Genomic DNA, 22,746 nt, shown 5'->3' on the forward strand with positions numbered 1-22,746 from the left:
TCGCCCACATCCGCTTACCGCAGCATTCCGAGGCTGGCCCACTCGCCGGTGCGGGACTCCGCCAAACCTCCGGGTAATACCTGATGTGAACCCGTGGCTCCGTCTTCCCGCACCGGCTTGTAGGCTTTTAACGCCTCTCCATGCAATGGGTTCGCTTCTGTGGGCGAAGCTGCCCTTTCTCTGGGGTCCCTGGATTTTTCAAAGGCTTACAACTCCTTAAAGAAGCGGTAAAAATGGTGTACCGGACCTACTCCATGGCCTAGGGGAAATGAATGCTCGATAGCTCCTGAAAGATAGGATTTTGATTTTTCGACAGCTGTCATTAAATCATAACCCAAGGCTAAATGTGCGGCGATAGCCGCGGAGAGGGTACATCCGGTTCCATGGGTATTTTTCTTATTGAGGCGCGGGGACTTAAACCAGGTTAGATCTTTTCCATCGAAAAGAAGGTCATTTGCTGCCCCTTCTAAATGCCCGCCTTTAATCAGAACGCTTTCCAGGCCTAAGGAAAAGATTTCTTGGGCAGCTGACTCCATCCTTTCTTCGTCTGTCACTTCCCAACCGAGCATAGCCTTCACCTCTGGCAAATTGGGCGTAACCACCCTGGCCAAAGGAAGGAGCTCCTTCTTCAGTGTTTCAATGGCTTCAGGTTTCAGCAGATGATAACCGCTTTTGGAAACCATCACTGGGTCTACCACAATATTTATGGCCTTCCAGTCCTTTAAAGATAAGGCGATTTGCTGAATGATCTCAGGATTAGATACCATCCCAATCTTAACGGCATCAACGGGGATATCATTAAAGACGGCATCAATTTGGGCTTTAACCATCTCTCTGCTTATCTCCTCAACCCGTTCTACACCCTGGGTGTTTTGAGCCGTAACCGCTGTAATAACACTCATCCCATAAACCCCTAAAGCAGCAAAGGTTTTGAGGTCCGCCTGAATACCTGCTCCTCCGCTGGAATCCGAGCCCGCAATCGTTAAGAGATTTTTCATGGTTTTCCCTCCTCAATGATCTTTCCATAAATTCTTCAGTTCCCTTGCTGCACAATATGGATCTTCTTCGCTTAGGATCGCTGAAATCACCGAGATCCCATTAATGCCTATGCTTTTAAGCTGGCTCAGGTTGGCTGTCCCTATGCCGCCGATTCCTACAACCGGAATGTTTACACACTGCTTGATGGTTTTCAGCCCCTCTAAACCAATCGGTTCCGAGGCATCCTTTTTGCTGCCGGTAGGAAATACCGGGCCTGCTCCCAAATAATCCGCTCCCATCGCTTCTCCGTAGACAGCCTCTTCCTGATTAGCAACGGAATACCCTAACAGCTTATCTTTGCCGATCATGCGTCTTACATGCTCTATGGGCAAGTCGTTTTGGCCAATATGCACACCGTCGGCATCAAGAACAAGGGCCAGATCCACCCGGTCATTGATAATCAGCGGCACTCCAAATTCTGCCGCGATTTTTTTGACTTGCAGCCCAAGCTCGTAAAACTCCTTGGAGCCGGCATCCTTTTCCCGAAGCTGGATAAGGGTTACCCCTCCCTCCAGTGCTCTTTTTACAGATGTTAAAAAATCCTTGGAACCAACCAGCTTACGATCCGTCACTAAATACAGGGTATAGTCTACAGCCATTGTACCCGCCCCCGTTTCAGAGCTTCCTCATCCATAAGGCTGATCTGGTCAATCAGGTGTACCCGGAACGTCCCGGGCAAATCCCCTCCCGGTGCTTCCTGAGCCAATTCGCCGGCTATACTCATGGTAAGCAGTGCCGCAGCCGTTGATAGGAAAGCATCATTATTTGCCCCGCAGAATCCCGCAACCAGAGCCCCGGCCATACAGCCGGCACCTGTGATTCGGGTCAGTATTTCCGTGCCGTTTTCAATCAGGCAAGCTCTTTGACCGTTGGTAACGATGTCTGTTTTACCCGTTGCGGCCACGACACACCCGTATTCCTGCGCCAGTTTTTTACAGGACTCTAAACCATCCTCTCCTTCGTCCAGAGAGTCGACCCCTCTCACTTTAGCCTCAACTCCCGCCAGGGCTTTGATCTCACCTAGATTCCCTTTGATTACCGTAAATTGACCGAATTTATGCAGCCTCTCAATGGTCTCTTTTTTACGCGGAATCGCCCCGCAGGCTACCGGGTCCAGAATGATCGGATTCCCTTTAAGAGATGCTCCCCGAACCGCAAGATACATGGACATTTCCTGTTCTTTCGTCAGGGTGCCGACATTGAGATAGAGAGCATTAACCATCTGACTAAATTCAAAAACTTCATCGGAAGCTTCACACATAGCGGGGGAGGCCCCGGCTGCCAACAGGATATTGGCACAGTCATTGACTGTCACGTAATTGGTAATCGCCTGAACAAGGGGTGTTGTTTGTCTAACGGCTTTCAGGCATTCTATTAGTTTATGATTCATAATGGTCACCCTTTCACCTTTTAATTTATACGAAGATACCTAACAGCCTGTGAAACTGGTCCCCATATACTCACTTATCAACTGATAGGCACAGAACTTTCCGCACATGGTGCAGCGTTCCTGATCGTCATCGTTTTTATCCTTTCTCATTTTGGCGGCTTTTTCGGGATCAATCGACAGCTCAATTTGTTTTTTCCAATCAAGCGCTTTGCGGGCTTTTGCCATCTTGAGATCCCACTCCCACGCTCCTTTGACCCCTTTAACCAGGTCTGCTGCATGTGCTGCGATCCGGGCAGCGATAACCCCCTCTTTAACATCCTCTTCAGTTGGCAAACCCAAATGTTCAGCCGGTGTAACATAACACAGGAAATCTGCTCCGCTGGAAGCGGCAATAGCTCCCCCTATAGCTGAGGTGATATGATCATATCCCGGGGCCACATCGGTAACCAAGGGTCCCAAAACGTAGAAAGGTGCATTATGACAAAGGGTCTTTTCCAGCTGCATATTCGCGGTTATCTGATTTAAAGGGACATGTCCGGGCCCTTCTACCATAACCTGTACTCCAGCCTCCCAGGCACGTTTTACCAGCCCTCCCAAGGTGATCAATTCCTTAATCTGCGGAGCATCCGTGGCATCAGCCAGACAACCGGGCCTGAGCCCGTCACCCAAACTTAAGGTCACATCATACTTTAAGGCCATTTCCAAAAGCCGGTCATATTGCTCAAAGAGCGGATTCTGTTTCTGATGATGGAGCATCCAAGCCGTGATAAAGGAACCTCCCCGGGAAACGATATCCATGACCCGGCCCTTTTCTTTGAGTTCGTTGATCACGTCCATCGTAACCCCACAATGAACTGTGATAAAATCCGCTCCATCCTGGCAGTGTTTTTCTATGCCGGTGAAAATATCATCGGCCGTCATTTCTACTAAACCCCTGCCTGTCTTCTGAGTATCCACCAATACTTGATATAAAGGAACCGTTCCAACCATGACCGGGCAGGCTTCGATAATGCTTTTCCTGACCAGATCAATATCTCCCCCTGTACTTAAGTCCATAATAGAATGGGCACCGGCCTGAATCGCGACGTCTAGTTTCGTCATTTCCTTAGCTAATTCCGGGTAAGCATCGGAAGTTCCGATATTGGCATTGACTTTTGTTGACAATCCTTTGCCAACAGCAATTGGGCGTATGTTTTTATGATTTATGTTGCAGGGCAAAACCACCTCACCTGAGGCAATCTTCTGCCTGAGTTCTTCCCCGCTGATCCCTTCTAACTCACCCGCTTTTGACATCTGCTCCGTGACGATTCCTTTTTTGGCTGCTTCTAATTGAGTCACTGATATTCACACCTTTCTAATTTAAAAAACACAGACCCGTGCAGGTCTGTGTTCTATAAGCTAACGCTATCTGTCCACCTTCCCTACGCTGGCATTACCCAGATCAGGTTAAAGGGTCAAAGGATTCATCAGTCCTTAATCTCAGCCGACCTTTTCGGCACCCCCAGGAACTATTCAGTTTATCGTTGAGAGGATTCTATCATAATAATTGGCAAGTATCAAGCTGCTATAACCGGGTCCATGTCCTAATTATTTACCCGATGTACTGGTTGATTATCTATATTTTTCTCTCATTTCTGTCGAAGGTTATGATTATGCTTTTGTTCAATCGGCACCTTAATCAGAAACGATGCAGCTGATTGGAAATTTCCAAAATCCGCTCCTGCTGTTCTGACCCGACTAGCTGAAAATAACGTCTTAAATATGACCTTAAGGCCCGTTCAGGTTCAGATAAATCGACTGCTTCAATCTCTGAGTTGAATGGATACTTTCTGATCAGTGCGGCGATCTCGACATCCCCAAGGATACTAAGAACTGAGGTAATTTCTTCTCCGCTTAACTCAGCGTCTAAAAGAATATCTTCCATATCTCCAAAGGATCGAACCTTTTCTTTAATAAGGGCAAGCTTATCCGATGAATACCGGCATATTAACAATTCATCAATCAATTTGCGATATTCCTTATCATCCATTTTCTCTCCGGATATAAACTGTATTTTAGGTTTAAGGTCTGGATTAACAGGAGCTACGAAAGTTTTACTGAGAGTTTTTGTCCTGACTGCATTAAGGATAGTTGCTGTGATTCTTGGCAAGCTTCGATCAACGTAGTTTTTCAGTAAAAGACTTGTAACCTTTAACTCTTTCAGCACTTTTTCAGATGCCTGACAAATCTTCAAAGTAAGTAAAGAATCGTCATCCTTTAAAAGGTTGTAATTCAAACCTTGGACTTCTTCTTTGGAAAGGGCTAATTCTACAACCTTGCGGTTTGTAAGAATACATCCGATTGCCGCCGTCATCACTTGTTCAAAAATATTAATTAACAAGTCCTGGTATCCCTCATCATATCCGCTAAGCAGATGGTGAATCTTTTCCGGGTCAAAATAGCTGCAAAATCGATTTTCGAGAAGTAAGTTGTCGAGGTATTTTTGAATATACTCGATTCCGGTTAAATCTGTTATTGGATTACAAAGCTGGTAGTCAAAGGACGCCGCTACTTCATGAGCTGCATAATCGGGATCGTAGGACATAAAAAAACTGCCAATGCCCGTATCATCAAGTGTCTGGTTATAGGTATAGTTTAAGGTCATTATTTTATTACCTTTAACTTGTTCATAAATATGCTTAGAAGAATGTATTTTGGCATTGATTAAAGCTCTTCCTTTTTGATACATTTCCGGAATGCCGGCTGATTTAAGTGCCTTGACTGCGCTGTCGGCATCGGGGAAGGATTTTAGATAAATACCTATTGTATAGAGGTTGGATTTCATAATACTTTCGGCGGTTTCCACTTTGATTGAACTACTATCGCCACAGTTGTACCTTTCAACTTTATTGGCCAGAAATTTTAAGCACTGCATTTGAATAGTTTCAATTTCGGAATTGCTCATGAGCTGGTTGGCATAGACTTCTGCCAGAATTGAAGTAAAATAGAATTCACCGCTTAAATTGTTAGGGTTAATGATTTGTCGTTTTTCAATATTCAGCATCATTATCCTCCTCATGGTTCTCCTCAGACGTACAATCCTCCGAGTGTTCAGGATCGTACCCGAATCGTACGTTCCGTGCCATTTTTGCAAGCTCACGTCCCGAAAGCAGTTCCAGGGAGCCCTTACATATACCATCAAACTTTCTTTTCATAAATTTTATAAGATCGTCGTCACTCATGAGCTCAAGAGTTTCGTTTTTGTAAAAATAAAACATATCGGTCAAGTCATGGAGGGATTCTGCATAATTGTGCATCGAAAGATAAGGAGAGTTATAAAATTCCCGGATTATTTTTTCTATGACTCCTCCTCCGAATTCGATTCGCCCATTGTTTTTCAAGGCCAGAGTACGAGTTTCAACTAATTCAACAGCATCGTAATTAGATAATGTCAATCCGAATTGAGCGGTAAATTCATTACATTTTTCAAGTTCTGCCACCGCTTGTTTTTGGATTAGTCCTGAGGATAGAGTCATTATTTCAAAAGACAATAGCGGCACCCCCAAAAGAATTTTACAAAAAGGTTGACATGTAACTGAATTTATGATATGATATAGTTGTAGTTATATGGATATTTTACATAGTTCACTGTATACCTTATCATTTTTAAGTTAAAAAGACAAACAAAAGACAACATTCTTTTGTTTGTCTTTTCTTTTGGGCAACTTTCCCTCCTTTTCCCTTTTTGCTGGTTCAAGTGTCAATATTCCTATATCCGATTGCCATTTACGGCGCTTTTGCTAATTGTTTATTTACCTATAACACTAGAGTTTTTGCCATTTATCTGCGGCAGCTCATAATGGCGTTTTCAGGCCCTTCAAACATCGTTTTGAAGGGCCTTTTCTTGTCCTATTCCGCAGATGAAACCTAAGTTAAGATTAGCTTTTTGTTGAAAATTACTTAAAATTCAGCAACTAGATAGCAATATATAGTATAATGGATTTTGTCGATTCAGTTGCAGCCCATAGAAAAGAGGAATTATGATGAAGGATATTTTAAAGGCCAATATAGCAATGGTTGCTGTCATAATAATTTGGGGAATATCTTATGTCAGCATTAAGGTAACAGTTGCTGAAATTCCCCCTATTACCATGGCACTTATTCGTTTTGCCATAGCCTCCTTAATACTCGGGATAATGATCCGCAGAGTTGAACCTCAGACGAAGCTGGATAAGTCTGATCTGCCGAAAATGTTTTTAGGCGGAATTTTTGGCATCACCATTTACTTCATTTTTGAAAACATCGGAGTCAAACTCACCACAGCAACCAATGCTGTCCTGATCGTTTCGGTCGTTCCAATTATTACAATCACTTTGGATGTACTGTTCTTTCATGGCAGGATATCCTTGATAAAGCTGGCGGGGGTTACCATAGCTCTAGTGGGCTCTTACCTTGCCGTTACTGCCAATGGTAAGGTTGAACTGAATTCCGCTCATTTTGTCGGAAATATTTTGATGATTGCTGCCATGCTGTCATGGGCATTTTTCACGTTGATTAACAGGACGCTTCAAGAAAAATATTCAGGGTTTTTTTTAACGACTTACCAAACCATCTTTGGAACCCTGTGTTTTATCCCTTTATCACTCATCGAGTATAAAGAATGGGCATTGTTTTCTCTTATAGCTTTCGTCAATATTTTGTTTCAGGCAATTTTTTGTTCGTGTATAGCCTATTTATTATATAACTACGCCTTGAAGCGTTTGGATGTGGCATTGACGACCATTTACTTAAATCTGATTCCCGTCGTTGGGGTCCTCAGCGGTTACCTGATACTGAAAGAAACTGTTTTGCCCATCCAGCTTATCGGCGGGATAATAACAATTCTGGCTATATTAATCATTAATTTTGAGTTGGGAGCCCTTCGGCGGACGTTTTCTGATAAAAGCCATACGCTGAATAGCAAGTAGACAAAAGAGTAGGGTAAAGGAGTTGGGCAGGCAAGCGAATGGATTGCTCCGGTTATAAGCAGACTATCTGAAATAGCCACACAAAAAATCACCCCACTGACAATGTGTCGGTGGGGTGATGCATTTAATGAACCCTTAACCATGAGTAGGATCTGTATTTTCATTAGTAGGTATATCCGTCTTTTTCGCAATCACTTTTGTTTTAGGTGTTATTATACCTGGTTTGGGAGTATTTCCCAATGGCAAGAAATTCGTATTTCTGCTTTTACCTAAGGTTGCCATGTTTTAATCTCCTTTACTCTAAAATCTGAATTTAGTTTCTGCAAAAGGCAAATTTCTAACACGACAATTTATACCATTGTCCTTTCATTATTATTTATAGAAAAGGTTTAAATAGCAAACACTACCTTAACAGAATGATCAGGAATTAGAATCGGACCCTGGATAATCTCAATATCAAGGCTCTTTGAATATAATAGATCACCATAAGGAAATACAATTAAAGAACTGTAACAATATCAAACTTCAAAAATACTTGGTGCCGCTATTGAGTGACCTAGATAAAATAGTGAGATGATTATATGAAGACTAGCTATAAAGCGGGGATTGTAATTCTTACTGCTCTTGTAATTATTACAAATATTGTTGGAATCAATATCGGTAATCAATATTACCAGAAAGTCTGCATGCTAAATATAAATCCGGCAACTACAGGGCTTGAGTATTATAAAACCAGCTTCAATTATGAGAGATTTACCCAATTGCAGTCCAATAAATTGTGGATTGAATCAGATTTTGATTATCAGCTTTCCGGTACATATATATTAAATCCTGAACCGACCAATAACACTGTAATTTTAGTTCATGGCATAGGTGCTGACCGGTGGGAAGCCATGAAATATTCAGATATGTATATTGACATGGGCTTTAATGTTTTAGCCTATGATTCACGAAAGCATGGCCATAGCGGAGGGAAAGACATAACTCTTGGTTTTTTTGAAAAGACCGACCTCAACAACGTAGTAAATTGGGTCAAATTGGTTAACCCAAATGGGATTATAGGCGTGCACGGAGAATCTTTAGGGGCTGTTACTGCCCTGCTTCAAGCAGAGTTGGATCAAACAAGAAGGTCTGTCGATTTTTACGTAGTAGATTGCCCCTATTCAGATTTATGGGATTTAATGAATATTAAACTCACAGGTAATTTACGGCCCAGTTTCCGGCTTTCCGGAGCATTTATCTTATTTTATGCAAATATTATTGCCTTAACTAAGTCAAACTTTTCACTTCATGCAGTATCCCCAATCACTGTAATCAGCGATATTGAAACCCCCATAATGTTTATCCATGGCAGTAATGATACCTTCATACCAGCCTCTATGTCATTAGAATTATACTTAAGCAAAAAAGGCCCGAAAGAACTATATATCTCTTCTGGTGCGGAGCATGCAATGTCTTATCTTACCAATAAGGAGGAATATGTCAGTAAAGTCAAGGGATTTCTCGCCGGGCATAAGTTGCTTGGATACTGACCTGCCTCAATGTTAAGCAGGCCAAATTTAAATTGAAATTACAACGTTCAATTGATATCTTAGTGGATAAAGAATTAGATTGGTTAAAAGGCAGGTGGAAAAACTGAATTCAGAAGAGTTAAGGAGCTTTGAAGCCAACATGCGGTACAAATTTTGCCCCCATTGCGGCGGAAAGCTATCCGCAAAAGAGACGCTTTCCCTCAGCAGACCGAAATGTCTGACTTGCAATAGAGTATTCTATCAGAATCCTGCTGTAGGAGTTGCTGCGATCATTATCCGTGACAAAAAGATACTTTTGGGGAGAAGAAATTCAAGCTATCGGGATATGTGGTGTATTCCCTGCGGATATGTGGAGTATTACGAGGATGCCAGAGAAGCCTTGATTCGGGAAATCAAAGAAGAAACCAATCTGGAGATTAAATTAGGTACGGTATTTGACATACATTCAAATTTCCATAATCCGGCTCAGCATACTGTCGGAATATGGTTTTTAGCGGAAGCCTACCAAGGGGATATAGCTCCCGGAGATGATATCGAAGCATTAGATTTCTTTTCAAGTGCAGAGATTAAAGCACAAAATATAGTGCTTGCCTTTCCTACAGATATCAAAGTATTAGATGCTCTTGTTAATAAGGGATTGATATTTTGATAAACCCAAGATTACTTATTATCCAGTTGTCTCTTTAATTTTCTGAACTCCATAAACATGCTAATGCGCCACGGCAGGATCATGCTAAAGGCAAGGATAAAGAAAATACCACTCATTTGCGCGGGATCAATATTGATGGTCTCCGCAAGGACAATCTTTCCGGTCATTCTTAAAGCGACTAAGCCTATCAAGGCTGCTAAAAACAGCTTTGATCTTTGGAGATAGATCTGGTTGTCACGAATTTCAAATTTAGACGTTTTAATTAAAATGATCGAGAAAAGCATTCCCATGACAACGGAACTTATTAGTTCAAGTAATGTTGGTCTAAACATTGGCAGGATAAACATACCCGCGCCGGTAGCCATGAAAAGCGGCGGCAAAATGATCGTTCTGGCGGCTGCCGGTTTTTTTGTGTTTCTCAGCCGTACTAAATTGACGACAACAACCATTAACAATGACACTACGATTGATGCAATGACTAAAAACTGTTTTGTTAACATCATTAAACCCTTCTATCCTTCAGTTGTACCCCTATTAAAATATAACTCTTTGCTTCTATAATCAAGCAAAGAGTTATATTTTTGCAGACGTAAAGAGATAGTTAGCTTTTTTGTCTGGCTATTTAATTTATAGACCTGTTCTAAGTGATATCTTTATTCGAAAATTTCCGGATCGCTAACATCACAAATCCGAGCATGTAGACAGCAATGTATACAAACATCCAGACACTTGCCGGTTTGCCGCTGCCGGATAAACTGGCTGCTGACATTGCACTTGCCGCAAGTTGAGAATTAGGAACCATGACCCGTTCCATCGTGCTATAAATCGTTTGGAAAGGGGAAACCAGGCTAATAAAAATTCCTGTCCCAATCACCGAGTTATTATTCACGTACTGTCCGATCATCTCGACCATTCCGCCAACATTCCCTAAAATGTATATAAAGATCATTAAGATTCCATTGGATACTGCTTTTAAAGACACAGATCCAAACAATGTCAGGCAAAGGACTGCGACCGGCAGCAAAAGATAGAGCAGCCATCCTGTAAGGATTTGAGAGAACGTCAGACTGGTTATGGTGCTCAACCCAAATAAGGCTCCGATGACCAGAATTAATGAGAAAAGCAGCGTCGCGTACGTACAGGCTAAAATCATCAGTCCGCCGAGTTTGCCAAGAATATACTGATAGCGGTGAATCGGACGAGAGAGAATCCCTTGAATTAATCCGGACTCCAGTTCCGAGGCAATGGCACCCGATCCAAGCATAATCGTCAGCAAAGCTATTAACATAGCAGAAAATTGAAACCCCATTTTGGTAACCATTTGGATCGCAAAGGGTCTGAATTGATTTCCCATTCCATGAGTCACGGATGAGTTGGGAAAATAATTGAGCATTAAGGTCCAGAATACCAAGTACAAAAAGGTGACAACACCCATTACGATAAAGGTTTTTTTACGAATGGCTTCCTTAAGGGTTGTGATTAATATGGCAGCGATGGTGCTCCCTCCTCCCCCACGATCTGCATAAACACCGTTTCAAGCGTCTCCCGATGGGGTGTTAACTCATAAAGTGTCGCACCATTTGCAATAAGTGCCGCTGCCAGAGCAGGAATCTCCTCGTAATCGGTTAAAGAAACGGTTAGACTGCCATCAGCTAGTATTTGCAAGGATTCATGCTGATTATTTATCCCTGACAACAAATCGTCGCTTATGCCCTTGGCCCGAATAGTTAAGGAAATCTTATTCATGAGCAGCTCATCCATCCGTGCGGATCTGACAACGGTCCCTTTATGAATAAACGTAACACTGTCGCAAACTGCTTCTACTTCACTTAAAAGATGACTGTTTAGAAAGACAGTTGCTCCTTCATTTTTTAAAGCTACGATAATGTCTCTGACATCTTTACGGCCAATTGGATCCAGAGCAGATGTCGGTTCATCCAGGAAAACCAGTTGTGGATCAGGCAGCAGCGCACAGGCTAACCCGATGCGTTGCTGCATTCCTTTACTATACGAACCCACTTTGTATTTTTCTTGCCCTTCAAGACCTACCAGCTTCAAGACTCTGGCAATTTGATCCTTTTTATTTTTCAATCTGATTAATTGAGCGTGGAAATTGAGCAGATCCAACCCTGTCATCCAATCCTGGTATCGAAAGAGTTCAGGGAGGTAACCCATCTTTTCTCTCGCGGAAACATCCCCAAGGGGCCTGCCTAATACAGTGCCGCTTCCGGATGTGGGAAACACAAGACCGGTTAACATCTTAATACAAGTACTTTTCCCGGCGCCGTTACGGCCCAGGAATCCATAGACTTGCCCGGCATCTACTGCAAGGTTGATATTGTCACATGCCGTTTTATTGCCATAGGTTTTAGTCAAAGCATGTGTCTCGATAATCATTAACGAACACTCCCGGCGATTTTCACCAGCTCGGCATCCGTCTTATTACCAATTAAACTATACAAATTGCCATCTTTAGTCCAAATCAGCACTGAAGCGTTCTCCAGATCAGGCATTTTTTCCATGGCCATCTTATGTGCTTCTTTCAGAGCAGCCAATTTTTCTTCACCATATTTGCTCATCAGTTTTTGGCTCATTTCATCCATCCCGACCTGGGACTTATCTTGTAAGCCTTTCAGAGCCTGACTATGCGATCCCGGGGCTATCATATCCTGGGGAATAGTTTCAGTAAGTCCTTTCAAATCAGACAATGTGTAAATGTAACCATTTTTCCCGCCCAAATCCACTTCTCTTCCAAAACCAACCAGGACAGGAAGATAGATATCCGAACTATCCTCATCGATTTCGGCAAGTTGTTGGCGCAGATTCACAGGAATTAACGGCATATCCAACATGACATCCCGCAATTCACTTTTTGCAGCCTGGGGCGCATCTAAGTAGGATTTCTGAGTTGCTACGAATAGCACATCCCCATAGTTTGCGAAGGCAGCCGCCGAAGATACCACGGACATTTCGACATTTTGCAGATTATTGGAAAGGAGTTTCGGGCTATTAACCGCTTTCAGCAGTTGATTGCCGGCATCCACATTTAGCGTGAAGGTCATTTTACCCGAATCCAGCGCTGTGATCTCAGGGGTTTGATCTGCCAATTCACGCGGCAAACGAAGTTTGAAAGCCTCAAACTCTTCAGCCGCGTTCAGTTTTGTTACTTGATGCTGTGATTTTGAAACAACGTTAATCAGAGAGTTGTGTTCAAATGTCTTTCCTTTGAAAGCTTCTTTCAGATTAGAAAGTGTTTGCATACCTTCTTGCAGGTCCGCAATGGTAATTTCAAGGGTTTTCACATTGTTTACGCGGAAAATCGATAGAGTATCCAGCGCTAAGGTTTGCACCGGTTTAACAAAGGTAATAAGTGCCAACACAAGCGCTAATGAAGCTAAGATGGAAATTTTTCGTTTCATACCATTCAATCCTTTCCTTTATTAGTTTGCTCTCCTCTTTTTACCTTAAAAATATGTCCTCAATGTGACCTCATCTTAATCCTTTAAGACTCCCGCTTCTTTAAGGGCAATTTGACGACAAAGGTTGTCCCTTGGCCTATTTCACTTGTGAAGCTTATGTCTCCGTCATAAATTTCCACGATCTTTTTTACAATGGCTAAACCAAGACCGCTGCCCTCTTTGGAATGGGATTTATCCCCTTGAAAAAACTTTTCAAAGATTCGTCCTTGATCGATGTTGGATATCCCAACCCCTTGGTCCTTAATCTCCGCAACGACCATGTCGGGAGTTTTTTTCGCCTGAATAAAAATAGTTCCCGATTCTGCAGAGAATTTAACAGCATTCTCGATCAAGTTCAACCAGATCTGTTGGATCAGGTCTTCATCACCTGTGTAAACTATTTCATCAAGATCTATGTTGAGTTCTAAATTTTTCTTAGACCATTTTTCCTCCAAAAGGACAATTGTCCGCCGAATCTGCTCATCTAAGGAAAAGGATTTTGTTCTCTCAGGAATAAATTGATGGTCCAGTTTCGAAAGGCGCAGCATATTGGAACTTAAATGGCTTAATCTCTTTGTCTCCTCAATGATAATGGTTGTGTAAGCTTGAAAATCGTCTTCCGATAAATCCTTATCCTGAAGCATTTCAGCAAAGCCTTGAATAGAGGCAAGAGGGGTTTTGAACTCATGGGATACGCTGCTAATAAAATCTTTCCGGAGATACTCCATATTACCGAGTTCTGTGGTCATCAAGTTAAAATTTTGAACCAAAATACCTAGCTCATCATTGCTCTTATAATCCATCTTTATCGAAAAATCCCCCTTAGCAACTTCTTTAGCTGCATTGCTGATCCGAATAATAGGGTCGGAAATTTTCCGAATGGCAAAGTATAATAATGAGCCACCTAAGGCCACACATAAAATCAGGGTTACGAACATGAACCGGCCAAAAACCGAGTGGGCTTCGCTGATACTCAGGTCGCCATGGAAGAGCACTAAGAAAAGTAGCGTCATCAGAGCAAAGGAAACCAAACAGGAGAAAAACAAGATTCCAATGGCAATCAAGGTTCCTTTGGCGCGAATTGAATTTGACAGTGTTTTAATCATGGATCTTTTCCGCCTTATAACCAAGTCCCCGAATTGTGACGATTTTAAACTCCGGTCTGTCCTCGAACTTTTTACGAAGCTTTTTAATGTGGCTGTCCACCGTTCGTTCATCTATATCCGTATCCAGCCCCCAGATTTCCGACATAAGCTGCTGCCTTGTAAAAATTCGCTTTGGATAGCTTAACAATTTGAAAAGCAGCAGAAATTCTTTTTTGGGCAATTCAATCTGAAGATCCGGCCCATTGATGCTTAAATTGTCATAGTCCAGGATGAGTTCACCGATAACTATCTTATGTTCATTGTTAATTTTAGCCCGCCGCAACAGAGCCGCTACCCTCAAAATCATCTCGTTCATATCGATGGGTTTGACCATATAATCATCTGTACCCAATCTGAAACCTTTTTCTTTGTCCTCAAACCCTTCCTTAGCTGTCACCATTAAAATAGGCAGGTTAAAATTGGCTTCCCTAAGGCTTTCAATAAGTTCAAAACCATCCATAAGGGGCATCATTATATCACTAATCATTAAATCCACATGATGCTCTTCAAGAATTTGGAGAGCTTTCTGACCGTTTTCAGCTTGCAAAACTTTATAGCCCGCTTGTTCCAAACGGGCCTTCATTAACATAAGCAGGCTTTTATTATCCTCGACGACCAATATTTGAAACATGACAAACCTTCTTTCAGACGATTACATGCTTATTATTTGGGTTTATTTTAGCCTTTTTTTCGACTATCTGCATTGAATCTGCATTGATCTAATAGTTTGTTATTTTCACTTTTACCGGACGATTATTCATAGTTCTAAATCCTTTTCTAAATTCATCTCTTGATAAGTGTAACTTAATCTTGTGACTTGAATGTGCCCAAATCACAAGTGCCATACATGAATGACTATTCCAGCAACAACCTAAGCCCTCGGCTGATGCCGAGGGCTTAGGTTAGTAACTTGTTCAACAATGATCAAGGGGCTTGTTCTGACACACTCGGAAGCTCAGCAAAAACATCCTACATGCTCGGCAAAATTCTTAATTATAGTGCTGCTGCAGCGGCATGGGGGTCTACTCTTAAAAATTAAAAGACTTCAAAGCCATGCAGAAGAATCCCCAGACCCGCAAGTAGGGCAGTTTCGTCCACAGAAGCGAACCCATTGCATGGAGAGGTGGTAAAAGCCCACAAGACGGTGCGGGGACAGGTCGCCACGGGTTCACATCAGGTATTACCCGGAGGTTTGGCACGAAAGTGTCCGGTACGATAGTCTCCAGCGGAGAGTATCGCCGAAGCCGTGATCCCTTAAGGAATCCCTACCGGCGTAGGATACAGTTTCGCCGAAGCGGCAATCTCCAAAGAATACTTATCCGCTGAAGGTAGCTCCCGCATCGGCGAGTGGACGAGCCTCGGAATGCTGCGGTACGCAGACACTGTCTTCGCACGAATTAACTAATCTTGCACGGATGTGGCGAAGCTGCCCGACCAGAGAGTACTCTTATTTTCATCCTCTGCTGATGCTGCGCAGCGGCATGGGCGGCAGCTATCATAATAGACCAATCTCAATTTTTCACCATTATGGAACACTTCATGTAGTTAATGAAATTTAAAAAACAAATACAATATTCTTTTAAATTTCTCAGAATTTTTCTTCCTTAACATATGTATCCTCTATTTAGATAATGTTTAATGTAACATTAAATACTTAATCTAAAATCTTTTTGGGTGTTCAAGTGAACATTTATCGTTTAAATATTTTTGATAACTTATACCAATAAGATTTCTTTAGCTGCTCATTTTCAATCTTTATAGCTACTAGCTCTCTATTTTTATCGTTCAATTGTCTATTTAATAATTTAAGTTCAGTTCTCAATTTGTTTACATATTCGTTATTCTGTTGTAATTCATTCCTTTGTTGAGTAGTTTCTCTTTCAAGAGACGTCAGTTGCTCCTTCAATCTCTGTATCTCCATTGCTTATAGATGGCCAAGACAAAATTGGTTCTGTTATTATAATTAATGATACTACAGAGAAGAAAAATCATGAACAATACTTGAAAGCCAAAGCTTATAGTGATGGACTTACAGGGCTATTAATATAGAAACGGGCTTAAATTGCCTTTGATCGAATAATAAATAACACTGATGCTGCTTCAACTCAGCTTATATCAATACTTATAATAGATATAGATAGGTTTAAAACTATAAATGATACATATGGTCATATAAATGGAGATAAGGTGCTTCAGCATCTTGCAAAAGTACTGGTAGAAGAAATTAGATGTGCAGATGTTATTGGCAGATTAGGTGGAGAAGAATATGCTTTTTCAACCAGATACTTGCTTACCCCTATCACTCTTACCAGCTGTCGGATTGTAACACCATTAGTTGCCTTGCCCAACAAGCTTTCCATTTTTAATAACCATCTTAACCTGATTTGTCCCATAACGATAGAATATATAAGCTAAATCAGGGGCATCCCAAATCACAATATCGGCCTTTTTACCCACCTCTATGCTGCCTATGGCAGCTGCTCTATTAATAGCTGCCGCAGCATTTAAAGTAACTGCGGTAAGTACCTCCCCAGGCAGCATTTTATACTTTAGACAGGCGATATTCATCGGTAATTGCAGTGATTCATTGGGATTGGAGCCCGGGTTAAAATCACTGGCCACAGCCACCGGAATACCTTTATCAATCATGGTTCTCGCTCTAGCGAAATTTTCCCCCAGGTAAAATGATGTCCCGGGCAATAATACGGCAATGGTACCCTTCTTCGCCATTTCATCTATACCGGCATCTGTGGCCTGGATCAGATGATCAGCGGAAATAGCTTCCAATTCAGCTGCCAAGCCTGCCCCATTTAAAGGGTTTATCTCATCAGCATGCATTTTGGGCATCAGGCCATATTTTCTGCCGCATTCCAATATTAATCTTGATTCCTCCAGACTGAATACCCCTTCTTCACAAAAAACATCACAAAACTCAGCCAGTCTGTTTTCGCTTACCACAGGGATCATCTCTTCCATGATAAGCCTGATATACTCTTCCTTGTTATTCTTGTATTCCTCAGGTATGGCATGCGCCGCGAGAAATGTGGAAACAATATCAATAATACCTAGTTTGTTTAGTTCCACGGCGGCTTTTAAAGATTTAATTTCATCTGCGAAATTAAGCCCATAACCACTTTTTGCCTCGCATGTGGTTGTGCCGTGCGCTAACATCCTTCTAATCTTTACTTCACCATTCTTGATTAATTCAGCCAAGTCTGCTTCCCGGGTATGCCGGACAGTATTTAGAATACCTCCACCCATTTTTAATATTTCCAGATACGGAACACCCTGAAGCTTTAATGCTAACTCCTTCTGCCTCCAGCCGGAAAAAACAAGATGGGTATGGGCATCAACCAAACCCGGTGTCACCAGCAAACCTTGGGCATCTATGATGGTAATATTATCCGCTGAAATGTTTTGACTGGGTAATTCATGATCTTCCCCAAGCTCTACAATATCTTGTCCGGAAACTAAAATATAGGCATTTTTAATGTACTTAATTTGCCTCTGGTCGGTACCGGCTAAGCTGCGATTACCTTGGGGTGTGGCCAGTAAACCAATATTCTTAATGAGTAAATCCGGTTTTTTGTTCATTTGCTGCACCTACTTTCAAGCATTAAAACCATCTTTAGCTGCTTAACAAGCAGTTTTCCAAAACCTGTTTTTTCTCATTAAATTCTTCCAGCTGTAAATAGTATTTTGCGGAGTCTATCAGAGCATTCATCGGCGTAAGACCAATAATTTCACTGCCTATGACATTAACCCCATACCTTTGTGCCTCTATTTTAATAAGTTCAAAAACCCGGTATAAAGGTGTAACTTCATAGTTGGTCATATTTATGGAAACCTGAGCTATGTTCCGGTCCTCCAGCATTACCCCGATGGATTTGACATACTTAAGACCACCGTTGCTTTCCCGGATTGTCTTGGCAATTTGTTTGGATATATTTAGATCTGCTGTATTTAAATTCACATTGTACGCCACCAGAGGCATTCTTGCCCCTACTGCGGTGACACCTGCCGTGGGATGGACTTCTTGTGCCCCAAAATCAGGCCTCCGATCAGCGTCTTTGATTTTTTCTTTCATCCCTTCAAATTGCCCCTTGCGGATATTGGCCAAATTTATTCTTTCAGCACTCACCGCAGCTTCCTCATATAAAAACACCGGAATAGAAAGCTCTGAAGCAAGCCTTTCTCCTAATTGCTTGGAAAAATTAATACACTCATCCATTGTTACATATTTTATCGGAACAAAGGGGATGACATCAACGGCGCCCATACGGGGGTGCTCCCCTGTATGAACGTTCATATCGATGAGCTCAGACGCTTTTTTCGCAGATAAGAAAGCAGCCTCAATTACGGACTCAGGTTTACCTACAAAAGTAAAAACACTTCTATTATGGCTGTAATCCGAAGAATAATCCAATAAGATCACATTGGGAACAGATTTAATCGTTTCTGCTATCGCCTCAATAACTTCAGTTCGCCGTCCTTCACTGAAGTTAGGAATGCATTCAATAAGTTGTGACATTTCTTTATCCTCGCTTTCATTAAACCCCGATTAACAGCCTAATTTATCATGCACTGCTTTAAGTATTTCCTCCTGCAATTGCTTTCCTTCATTAAGGATATACTCTTTTTTACATTTAAAATTATTTGTTAAAAACCCCAGCAACCAGTTGATCAATCAACTCTCCATTCGGTATATAGGGTATGGTAATGTGGCCGGTTCCCGTATAATTTTTATTAAAATTAATACTTGTTTCTATGGAATTACTATTTCTGGCCCAGGACCGACGGGCAACTCCCCCCATCACATCCCACAGCATCGCCGATTTAATAATACTGTCCACCCTGGCCGAACCATCAAGAACCAAGCCAAAGCCGCCGTTGATGGCTTTTCCAATCCCAACGCCGCCTCCATTATGCAGAGCTATTAAACTCATACCTCTTGCCCCATTACCGGCAAAGCACTGGACTGCCATATCCGCCATGACATTACTGCCGTCCTTGATATTAGCTGTCTCCCGGAAGGGGGAATCAGTGCCGCTGACATCATGATGGTCCCTGCCTAACATCACGGGGCCTATTTCCCCATTTCGTACCATCTCATTAAATTTAAGGGCGATTTTTACTCTTCCTTCGGCATCCTGATACAGGATTCTGGCTTGTGTGCCCACAACCAGTTGATTTTTGGCTGCATCTTTAATCCAATTATAATTATCCCGATCCTGAAATCTCCTGTTGTGATCAATACAATCCATAGCTGCCTGGTCTGTTTTAATTAAATCCTCATTATTGCCGCTTAAACAAACCCATCTGAAGGGACCATAGCCAAAATCAAACAGCTCCGGTCCCATAATGTCCTCAACATAGGAGGGGAAAATAAATCCATCTTTTTCATCAATACCGTTTTTGGAGATTTCCTTTACCCCGGCATCATAAACGGCTTTCATAAAGGCATTGCCATAATCAAAGAAATATGTGCCCCTATACGCCAAAATTTTGATTAAGGCAAATTGTCTTTGTAAGCTTTTGTCCACAAGCTCCCGGAATTTTTTTCTATCCTTGGCCAAAAGCTCTGTTCTTTCCTCAAAGGTTACTCCCTGAGGGCAATAGCCGCCGTCATACTGCACATGACAGGAGGTTTGGTCAGACAGCAAATCCACTTTAATATTGTTTTCGACAGCATACTCCAGCAAATCAACTATATTTCCATAATAAGCAATAGAAACCGGTTCTTTCTTTTCCTGATACTCAGCGGCGATCTTAAATACTTCCCTCAAATCTGAGGAAACCTTGCTTACCCAGCCTTGATCATGTCTGGTCTTAATTCTGGAATAATCTGTTTCCGCGATTATACCCACACCATTTGCTATTTCCACGGCCTTGGGTTGAGCACCGCTCATACCGCCCAAGCCTGAAGAAATAAACAAGCAACCCCTTAAATCTCCATCCGAGGGGATACCCAGAATTTTTCTGCCTGCAATAAGCAGGGTATTGTAGGTTCCATGAACAATACCCTGAGGGCCTATATACATCCATCCTCCGGCAGTCATCTGCCCATAATTGGCCACACCCATCTGTTCTGCAGTTTCCCAGTCTTCCTGGTTATCAAACATACCAACCATCAGGGCATTAGTAATAATTACCCTTGGGGCTTCAGGCTTGGAGGGGAAGAGTCCCAGAGGGTGCCCCGATTCTATAACCAAGGTTTGATCCTGGGTCATTACTGCCAAATATTTTTTTATTAATCTATACTGGAGCCAGTTTTGACATACACTCCCTGTTTCTCCATAGGTAACAAGCTCATAAGGGTAAAGGGCTACATTAAAATCCAGATTATTATCAATCATCACCTGGAAGGCTTTACCTTCCATACATTTCCCTGAATACTCATCTATAGACTTACCAAAAATTCTCCCCGCGGGACGAAATCTATAAGCATAAATTCTCCCGTAAGTTACCAATTCATTTAAAAATTCCGGGGCCAGCTGCTCATGAAGCTCTTCCGGTACATAACGCAGGGCATTTTTCAAAGCTGTTTGGGTCTGAGCTGCTGTCAGCTTAAACCCTCTGTCGGGCGCCCTTCTGATACCTGCGGCAAATTCAGACATTTCCGGCAGATCTGCATCTATTTTTATGGTCATTGCTTGTCCGATGTCATAGTTACTTGTCATTACTTTCGACCTCCCTTAACATATCAAACAGGTGTGATGAAATCATGACTTAACGATATTCAATCATGGTCCCTAACCCAAGGTTTTTCGCCTTCTCCCAGATTAAATGACCAAGGGCAATATCATTCAAGGATAACCCCCTGTGCCAGAAGAGGATTCTCTCTTCATCATTTTCCCGTCCCACTTTTTTCCCTGAGACGATTTCACCCAGTTCGGCATGGAGGGTTTCCGCGGATAATTTACCCGCATCTACATGACGGCGCAGGCTGCCAAATTTACCGCCTTTACATTGACCCCAATCGTCAACAACCATTTTATCCATGACATCGGTTAGGGAAAACTCCACGGCACTTATTGTTCCATAAGGCACCACAAAGGTTCCGGGTGTAACCCATTCCGTCTTTAACAAAGCTTGAGGCTCGATCAGTCTCGTTGCTTCAACCATAATATCCGCACCCTTTAGGCACTCTTCACTGTTTTCGACAGCCTTAACAGGTTTACCAAGATGGTCGCTTAACCTCTGGGCAAAATCATTCATAGATTCCGGTCTTCTGCTGTTAACTCTGATCTCTTCAAAATCAAAAATACTGTCCAACAAAACAACATTCCACCAGGCAGTTCCTCTAGAACCCAGATGACCTAATACTTTGCAATCCTTCCTGGCCAGATATTTGGCACCCAAGGCAGTTAAGGCACCGGTACGCATATTTGTGATTTCTGTACAATCAACAATCGCCAAAGGCATGCCTGTCCGAGGATCATAAAGTGTCACCAAAGCCAGCTCCGAGGGGAGGCCAATCTTATAATTATTTACATAGTCTCCGACAACCTTTACCCCCGCTACATTAAGAGGTTCAACATAACCTCTTAATATGTTGAAATGTCCCTGGAATTCAGGATTGGGGATCAAATGCTCCCTTGGTTCAATTACTACCTGACCATTTCCCTGGGCTAACAAGCTGTCTTCCACAGCCTTCATTATTTCTTCATTTGTCAGGTTCATTTTTTCAATATCCTTGGCATTAACAAACATAAATTCCAGTGATTTCATTTTTCAAACCCCCTAATTTAATTAAGATTATTCTGTCATCCTTGAGCTTAAGCGAAGGATCTAGATCCTTCACTCGTTCCTCCTTCAGGATGACATAGCGCTTAAGTTGCTTTTATAGCAATGACAAACAAAAGAACCTACCTAGTCCCCAAAACTTATAAATTCTGATAGACCAAAAAAGATACCCGGCGTTAAGCCAGATATCTTTTGGGTATCTTTTAGGCATCTATTGTATAAGACACATTTTATTAATTAAATACTTCAAATAAAAGAATGACAATATTATTATAATGCTATTTTCGCTGCCCGGTTTCTTATTAATTGTCTGCCCCGATATATTCTTGTTTCCACTGTACGAATATTTAAACCGGTTATTTGGGCAATTTGCACATAACTGTAGTTATGATAATAGTGGAGTAATAAGACTTCTTTGTATTTATCCTCCAGGTTATCCAATACATTCTTTATTTCTTTAACATTTTCCTTTTTCAAATACATTTCCTCGGGAGTAATATCGTCTTTGTAGTCTATATTATCTTCAATAGAAACACTGATATATTTATTTTTACGCTCCCAGTTGCGATATCTATTGGTAGCGATTGTATACAGCCAGGACCTTATTTTTGAGGGGTTTTTTAACTTATTTAATGACAAGAACGCTTTAAGAAAAACTCCCTGGGTCACACCCTTCGCATCCTCTGGATCGCAGCCAATCTTACAAATATACAGATATACTTGTGTCTGGTATTTTTTCACCAACTCATCGTATGCTTTGTTATCACCCATTAAAGTCATATTTACCAGCTCAAGATCAGTCAATTCCATACAGAGACCCCCTCAATAAGTCTGAATTATGT

General features: G+C 41.9%; 24 protein-coding genes and 1 riboswitch. Of the genes, 4 read left to right on the forward strand and 20 right to left on the reverse strand.

The features are described from left to right. Positions 1–14: 14 nt before the first annotated feature. The 7 genes from DESYODRAFT_RS29620 to DESYODRAFT_RS19135 all read right to left on the reverse strand — a co-directional run bounded on the left by DESYODRAFT_RS29620 (position 15) and on the right by DESYODRAFT_RS19135 (position 5,958). Positions 15–146 (reverse strand): hypothetical protein, encoded by a 132-nt coding sequence (locus DESYODRAFT_RS29620; RefSeq protein WP_282433037.1) that lies wholly within the window; start codon positions 144–146, stop codon positions 15–17. A 60-nt stretch (positions 147–206) separates the two neighbouring features. Next, the gene (gene thiD / locus DESYODRAFT_RS19110) at positions 207–998 is read right to left on the reverse strand and encodes a bifunctional hydroxymethylpyrimidine kinase/phosphomethylpyrimidine kinase (RefSeq protein ID WP_007785575.1); all 792 of its coding nucleotides are present in this window, start codon (positions 996–998) and stop codon (positions 207–209) included. A 12-nt stretch (positions 999–1,010) separates the two neighbouring features. Continuing rightward, on the reverse strand, positions 1,011–1,637 hold the full coding sequence (thiE, locus tag DESYODRAFT_RS19115) for a thiamine phosphate synthase (protein WP_007785576.1): 627 nt from the start codon (positions 1,635–1,637) through the stop codon (positions 1,011–1,013). Next, a complete protein-coding gene (gene thiM, locus DESYODRAFT_RS19120) occupies positions 1,628–2,428 on the reverse strand; it encodes a hydroxyethylthiazole kinase (RefSeq protein ID WP_007785577.1) in 801 nt (266 codons plus the stop codon). Before thiM ends, thiE begins: the two co-directional genes overlap by 10 nt. A gap of 39 nt (positions 2,429–2,467) precedes the next feature. After that, a complete protein-coding gene (thiC, locus tag DESYODRAFT_RS19125) occupies positions 2,468–3,766 on the reverse strand; it encodes a phosphomethylpyrimidine synthase ThiC (protein WP_007785579.1) in 1,299 nt (432 codons plus the stop codon). A gap of 63 nt (positions 3,767–3,829) precedes the next feature. Then, positions 3,830–3,941: riboswitch (TPP riboswitch) on the reverse strand. 165 nt (positions 3,942–4,106) lie between these two features. Then, on the reverse strand, positions 4,107–5,474 hold the full coding sequence (locus DESYODRAFT_RS19130) for a DUF6179 domain-containing protein (protein WP_242833489.1): 1,368 nt from the start codon (positions 5,472–5,474) through the stop codon (positions 4,107–4,109). After that, complete coding sequence (locus DESYODRAFT_RS19135) at positions 5,458–5,958, reverse strand: DUF6323 family protein (protein WP_007785583.1); 501 nt, start codon at positions 5,956–5,958, stop codon at positions 5,458–5,460. Before DESYODRAFT_RS19135 ends, DESYODRAFT_RS19130 begins: the two co-directional genes overlap by 17 nt. Before the next feature lie 489 nt (positions 5,959–6,447). Here DESYODRAFT_RS19135 and DESYODRAFT_RS19140 point away from each other — a divergent pair, with 489 nt between their 5' ends. Next, a complete protein-coding gene (locus DESYODRAFT_RS19140; RefSeq protein ID WP_042338862.1) occupies positions 6,448–7,374 on the forward strand; it encodes a DMT family transporter in 927 nt (308 codons plus the stop codon). Positions 7,375–7,509: 135 nt separating this feature from the next. On the opposite strand, the gene DESYODRAFT_RS28780 is transcribed toward DESYODRAFT_RS19140, so the two are convergent. Then, entirely contained in the window at positions 7,510–7,656 is a 147-nt protein-coding gene (locus DESYODRAFT_RS28780) for a hypothetical protein (RefSeq protein ID WP_007785586.1), read from the reverse strand. A 299-nt stretch (positions 7,657–7,955) separates the two neighbouring features. Here DESYODRAFT_RS28780 and DESYODRAFT_RS19145 point away from each other — a divergent pair, with 299 nt between their 5' ends. Together DESYODRAFT_RS19145 and DESYODRAFT_RS19150 are read left to right on the forward strand one after the other, a co-directional pair. Continuing rightward, positions 7,956–8,906, forward strand: coding sequence for an alpha/beta hydrolase (locus DESYODRAFT_RS19145; protein ID WP_007785587.1), 951 nt, complete (start codon positions 7,956–7,958; stop codon positions 8,904–8,906). Between the two features lie 139 nt (positions 8,907–9,045). Further along, positions 9,046–9,555, forward strand: a complete 510-nt coding sequence (locus DESYODRAFT_RS19150; protein ID WP_007785588.1) for a nucleotide triphosphate diphosphatase NUDT15 — start codon at positions 9,046–9,048, stop codon at positions 9,553–9,555. A gap of 11 nt (positions 9,556–9,566) precedes the next feature. On the opposite strand, the gene DESYODRAFT_RS19155 is transcribed toward DESYODRAFT_RS19150, so the two are convergent. The 7 genes from DESYODRAFT_RS19155 to DESYODRAFT_RS19185 all read right to left on the reverse strand — a co-directional run bounded on the left by DESYODRAFT_RS19155 (position 9,567) and on the right by DESYODRAFT_RS19185 (position 16,064). Continuing rightward, positions 9,567–10,058, reverse strand: coding sequence for a CcdC family protein (locus tag DESYODRAFT_RS19155; RefSeq protein ID WP_007785590.1), 492 nt, complete (start codon positions 10,056–10,058; stop codon positions 9,567–9,569). Between the two features lie 137 nt (positions 10,059–10,195). Further along, positions 10,196–11,050, reverse strand: coding sequence for an ABC transporter permease (locus DESYODRAFT_RS19160; RefSeq protein ID WP_157137321.1), 855 nt, complete (start codon positions 11,048–11,050; stop codon positions 10,196–10,198). Further along, a complete protein-coding gene (locus tag DESYODRAFT_RS19165) occupies positions 11,035–11,952 on the reverse strand; it encodes an ABC transporter ATP-binding protein (RefSeq protein WP_007785593.1) in 918 nt (305 codons plus the stop codon). Before DESYODRAFT_RS19165 ends, DESYODRAFT_RS19160 begins: the two co-directional genes overlap by 16 nt. Then, complete coding sequence (locus DESYODRAFT_RS19170) at positions 11,952–12,974, reverse strand: hypothetical protein (RefSeq protein ID WP_007785594.1); 1,023 nt, start codon at positions 12,972–12,974, stop codon at positions 11,952–11,954. Before DESYODRAFT_RS19170 ends, DESYODRAFT_RS19165 begins: the two co-directional genes overlap by 1 nt. A gap of 83 nt (positions 12,975–13,057) precedes the next feature. Further along, complete coding sequence (locus DESYODRAFT_RS19175) at positions 13,058–14,119, reverse strand: HAMP domain-containing sensor histidine kinase (protein WP_007785596.1); 1,062 nt, start codon at positions 14,117–14,119, stop codon at positions 13,058–13,060. After that, positions 14,112–14,789 (reverse strand): response regulator transcription factor, encoded by a 678-nt coding sequence (locus tag DESYODRAFT_RS19180; protein ID WP_007785597.1) that lies wholly within the window; start codon positions 14,787–14,789, stop codon positions 14,112–14,114. The genes DESYODRAFT_RS19175 and DESYODRAFT_RS19180 overlap by 8 nt, the downstream gene beginning before the upstream one ends. Positions 14,790–15,848: 1,059 nt before the next feature. Beyond that, positions 15,849–16,064, reverse strand: a complete 216-nt coding sequence (locus DESYODRAFT_RS19185; RefSeq protein WP_007785598.1) for a hypothetical protein — start codon at positions 16,062–16,064, stop codon at positions 15,849–15,851. Between the two features lie 173 nt (positions 16,065–16,237). Between DESYODRAFT_RS19185 and DESYODRAFT_RS30000 the strand changes: the two genes are divergently transcribed. Beyond that, the gene (locus DESYODRAFT_RS30000; RefSeq protein ID WP_427854328.1) at positions 16,238–16,573 is read left to right on the forward strand and encodes a GGDEF domain-containing protein; all 336 of its coding nucleotides are present in this window, start codon (positions 16,238–16,240) and stop codon (positions 16,571–16,573) included. On the opposite strand, the gene hutI is transcribed toward DESYODRAFT_RS30000, so the two are convergent. From hutI to DESYODRAFT_RS19215, 5 genes are all read right to left on the reverse strand, one after another. Next, positions 16,490–17,752, reverse strand: a complete 1,263-nt coding sequence (gene hutI / locus DESYODRAFT_RS19195) for an imidazolonepropionase (RefSeq protein WP_007785600.1) — start codon at positions 17,750–17,752, stop codon at positions 16,490–16,492. The genes DESYODRAFT_RS30000 and hutI overlap by 84 nt on opposite strands. Before the next feature lie 34 nt (positions 17,753–17,786). Continuing rightward, entirely contained in the window at positions 17,787–18,689 is a 903-nt protein-coding gene (gene ftcD / locus DESYODRAFT_RS19200; RefSeq protein ID WP_007785601.1) for a glutamate formimidoyltransferase, read from the reverse strand. A gap of 121 nt (positions 18,690–18,810) precedes the next feature. Next, positions 18,811–20,838 carry a urocanate hydratase gene (gene hutU, locus DESYODRAFT_RS19205; RefSeq protein ID WP_007785603.1) on the reverse strand — a complete coding sequence of 676 codons (2,028 nt, stop codon included), beginning with the start codon at positions 20,836–20,838 and terminating at the stop codon, positions 18,811–18,813. Positions 20,839–20,887: 49 nt separating this feature from the next. After that, positions 20,888–21,889 carry an ornithine cyclodeaminase family protein gene (locus DESYODRAFT_RS19210; protein WP_007785604.1) on the reverse strand — a complete coding sequence of 334 codons (1,002 nt, stop codon included), beginning with the start codon at positions 21,887–21,889 and terminating at the stop codon, positions 20,888–20,890. A gap of 285 nt (positions 21,890–22,174) precedes the next feature. Next, complete coding sequence (locus DESYODRAFT_RS19215) at positions 22,175–22,714, reverse strand: RNA polymerase sigma factor (protein ID WP_007785605.1); 540 nt, start codon at positions 22,712–22,714, stop codon at positions 22,175–22,177. Positions 22,715–22,746 lie beyond the last annotated feature (32 nt).

Source organism: Desulfosporosinus youngiae DSM 17734, assembly GCF_000244895.1.
Lineage (GTDB): Bacteria > Bacillota > Desulfitobacteriia > Desulfitobacteriales > Desulfitobacteriaceae > Desulfosporosinus > Desulfosporosinus youngiae.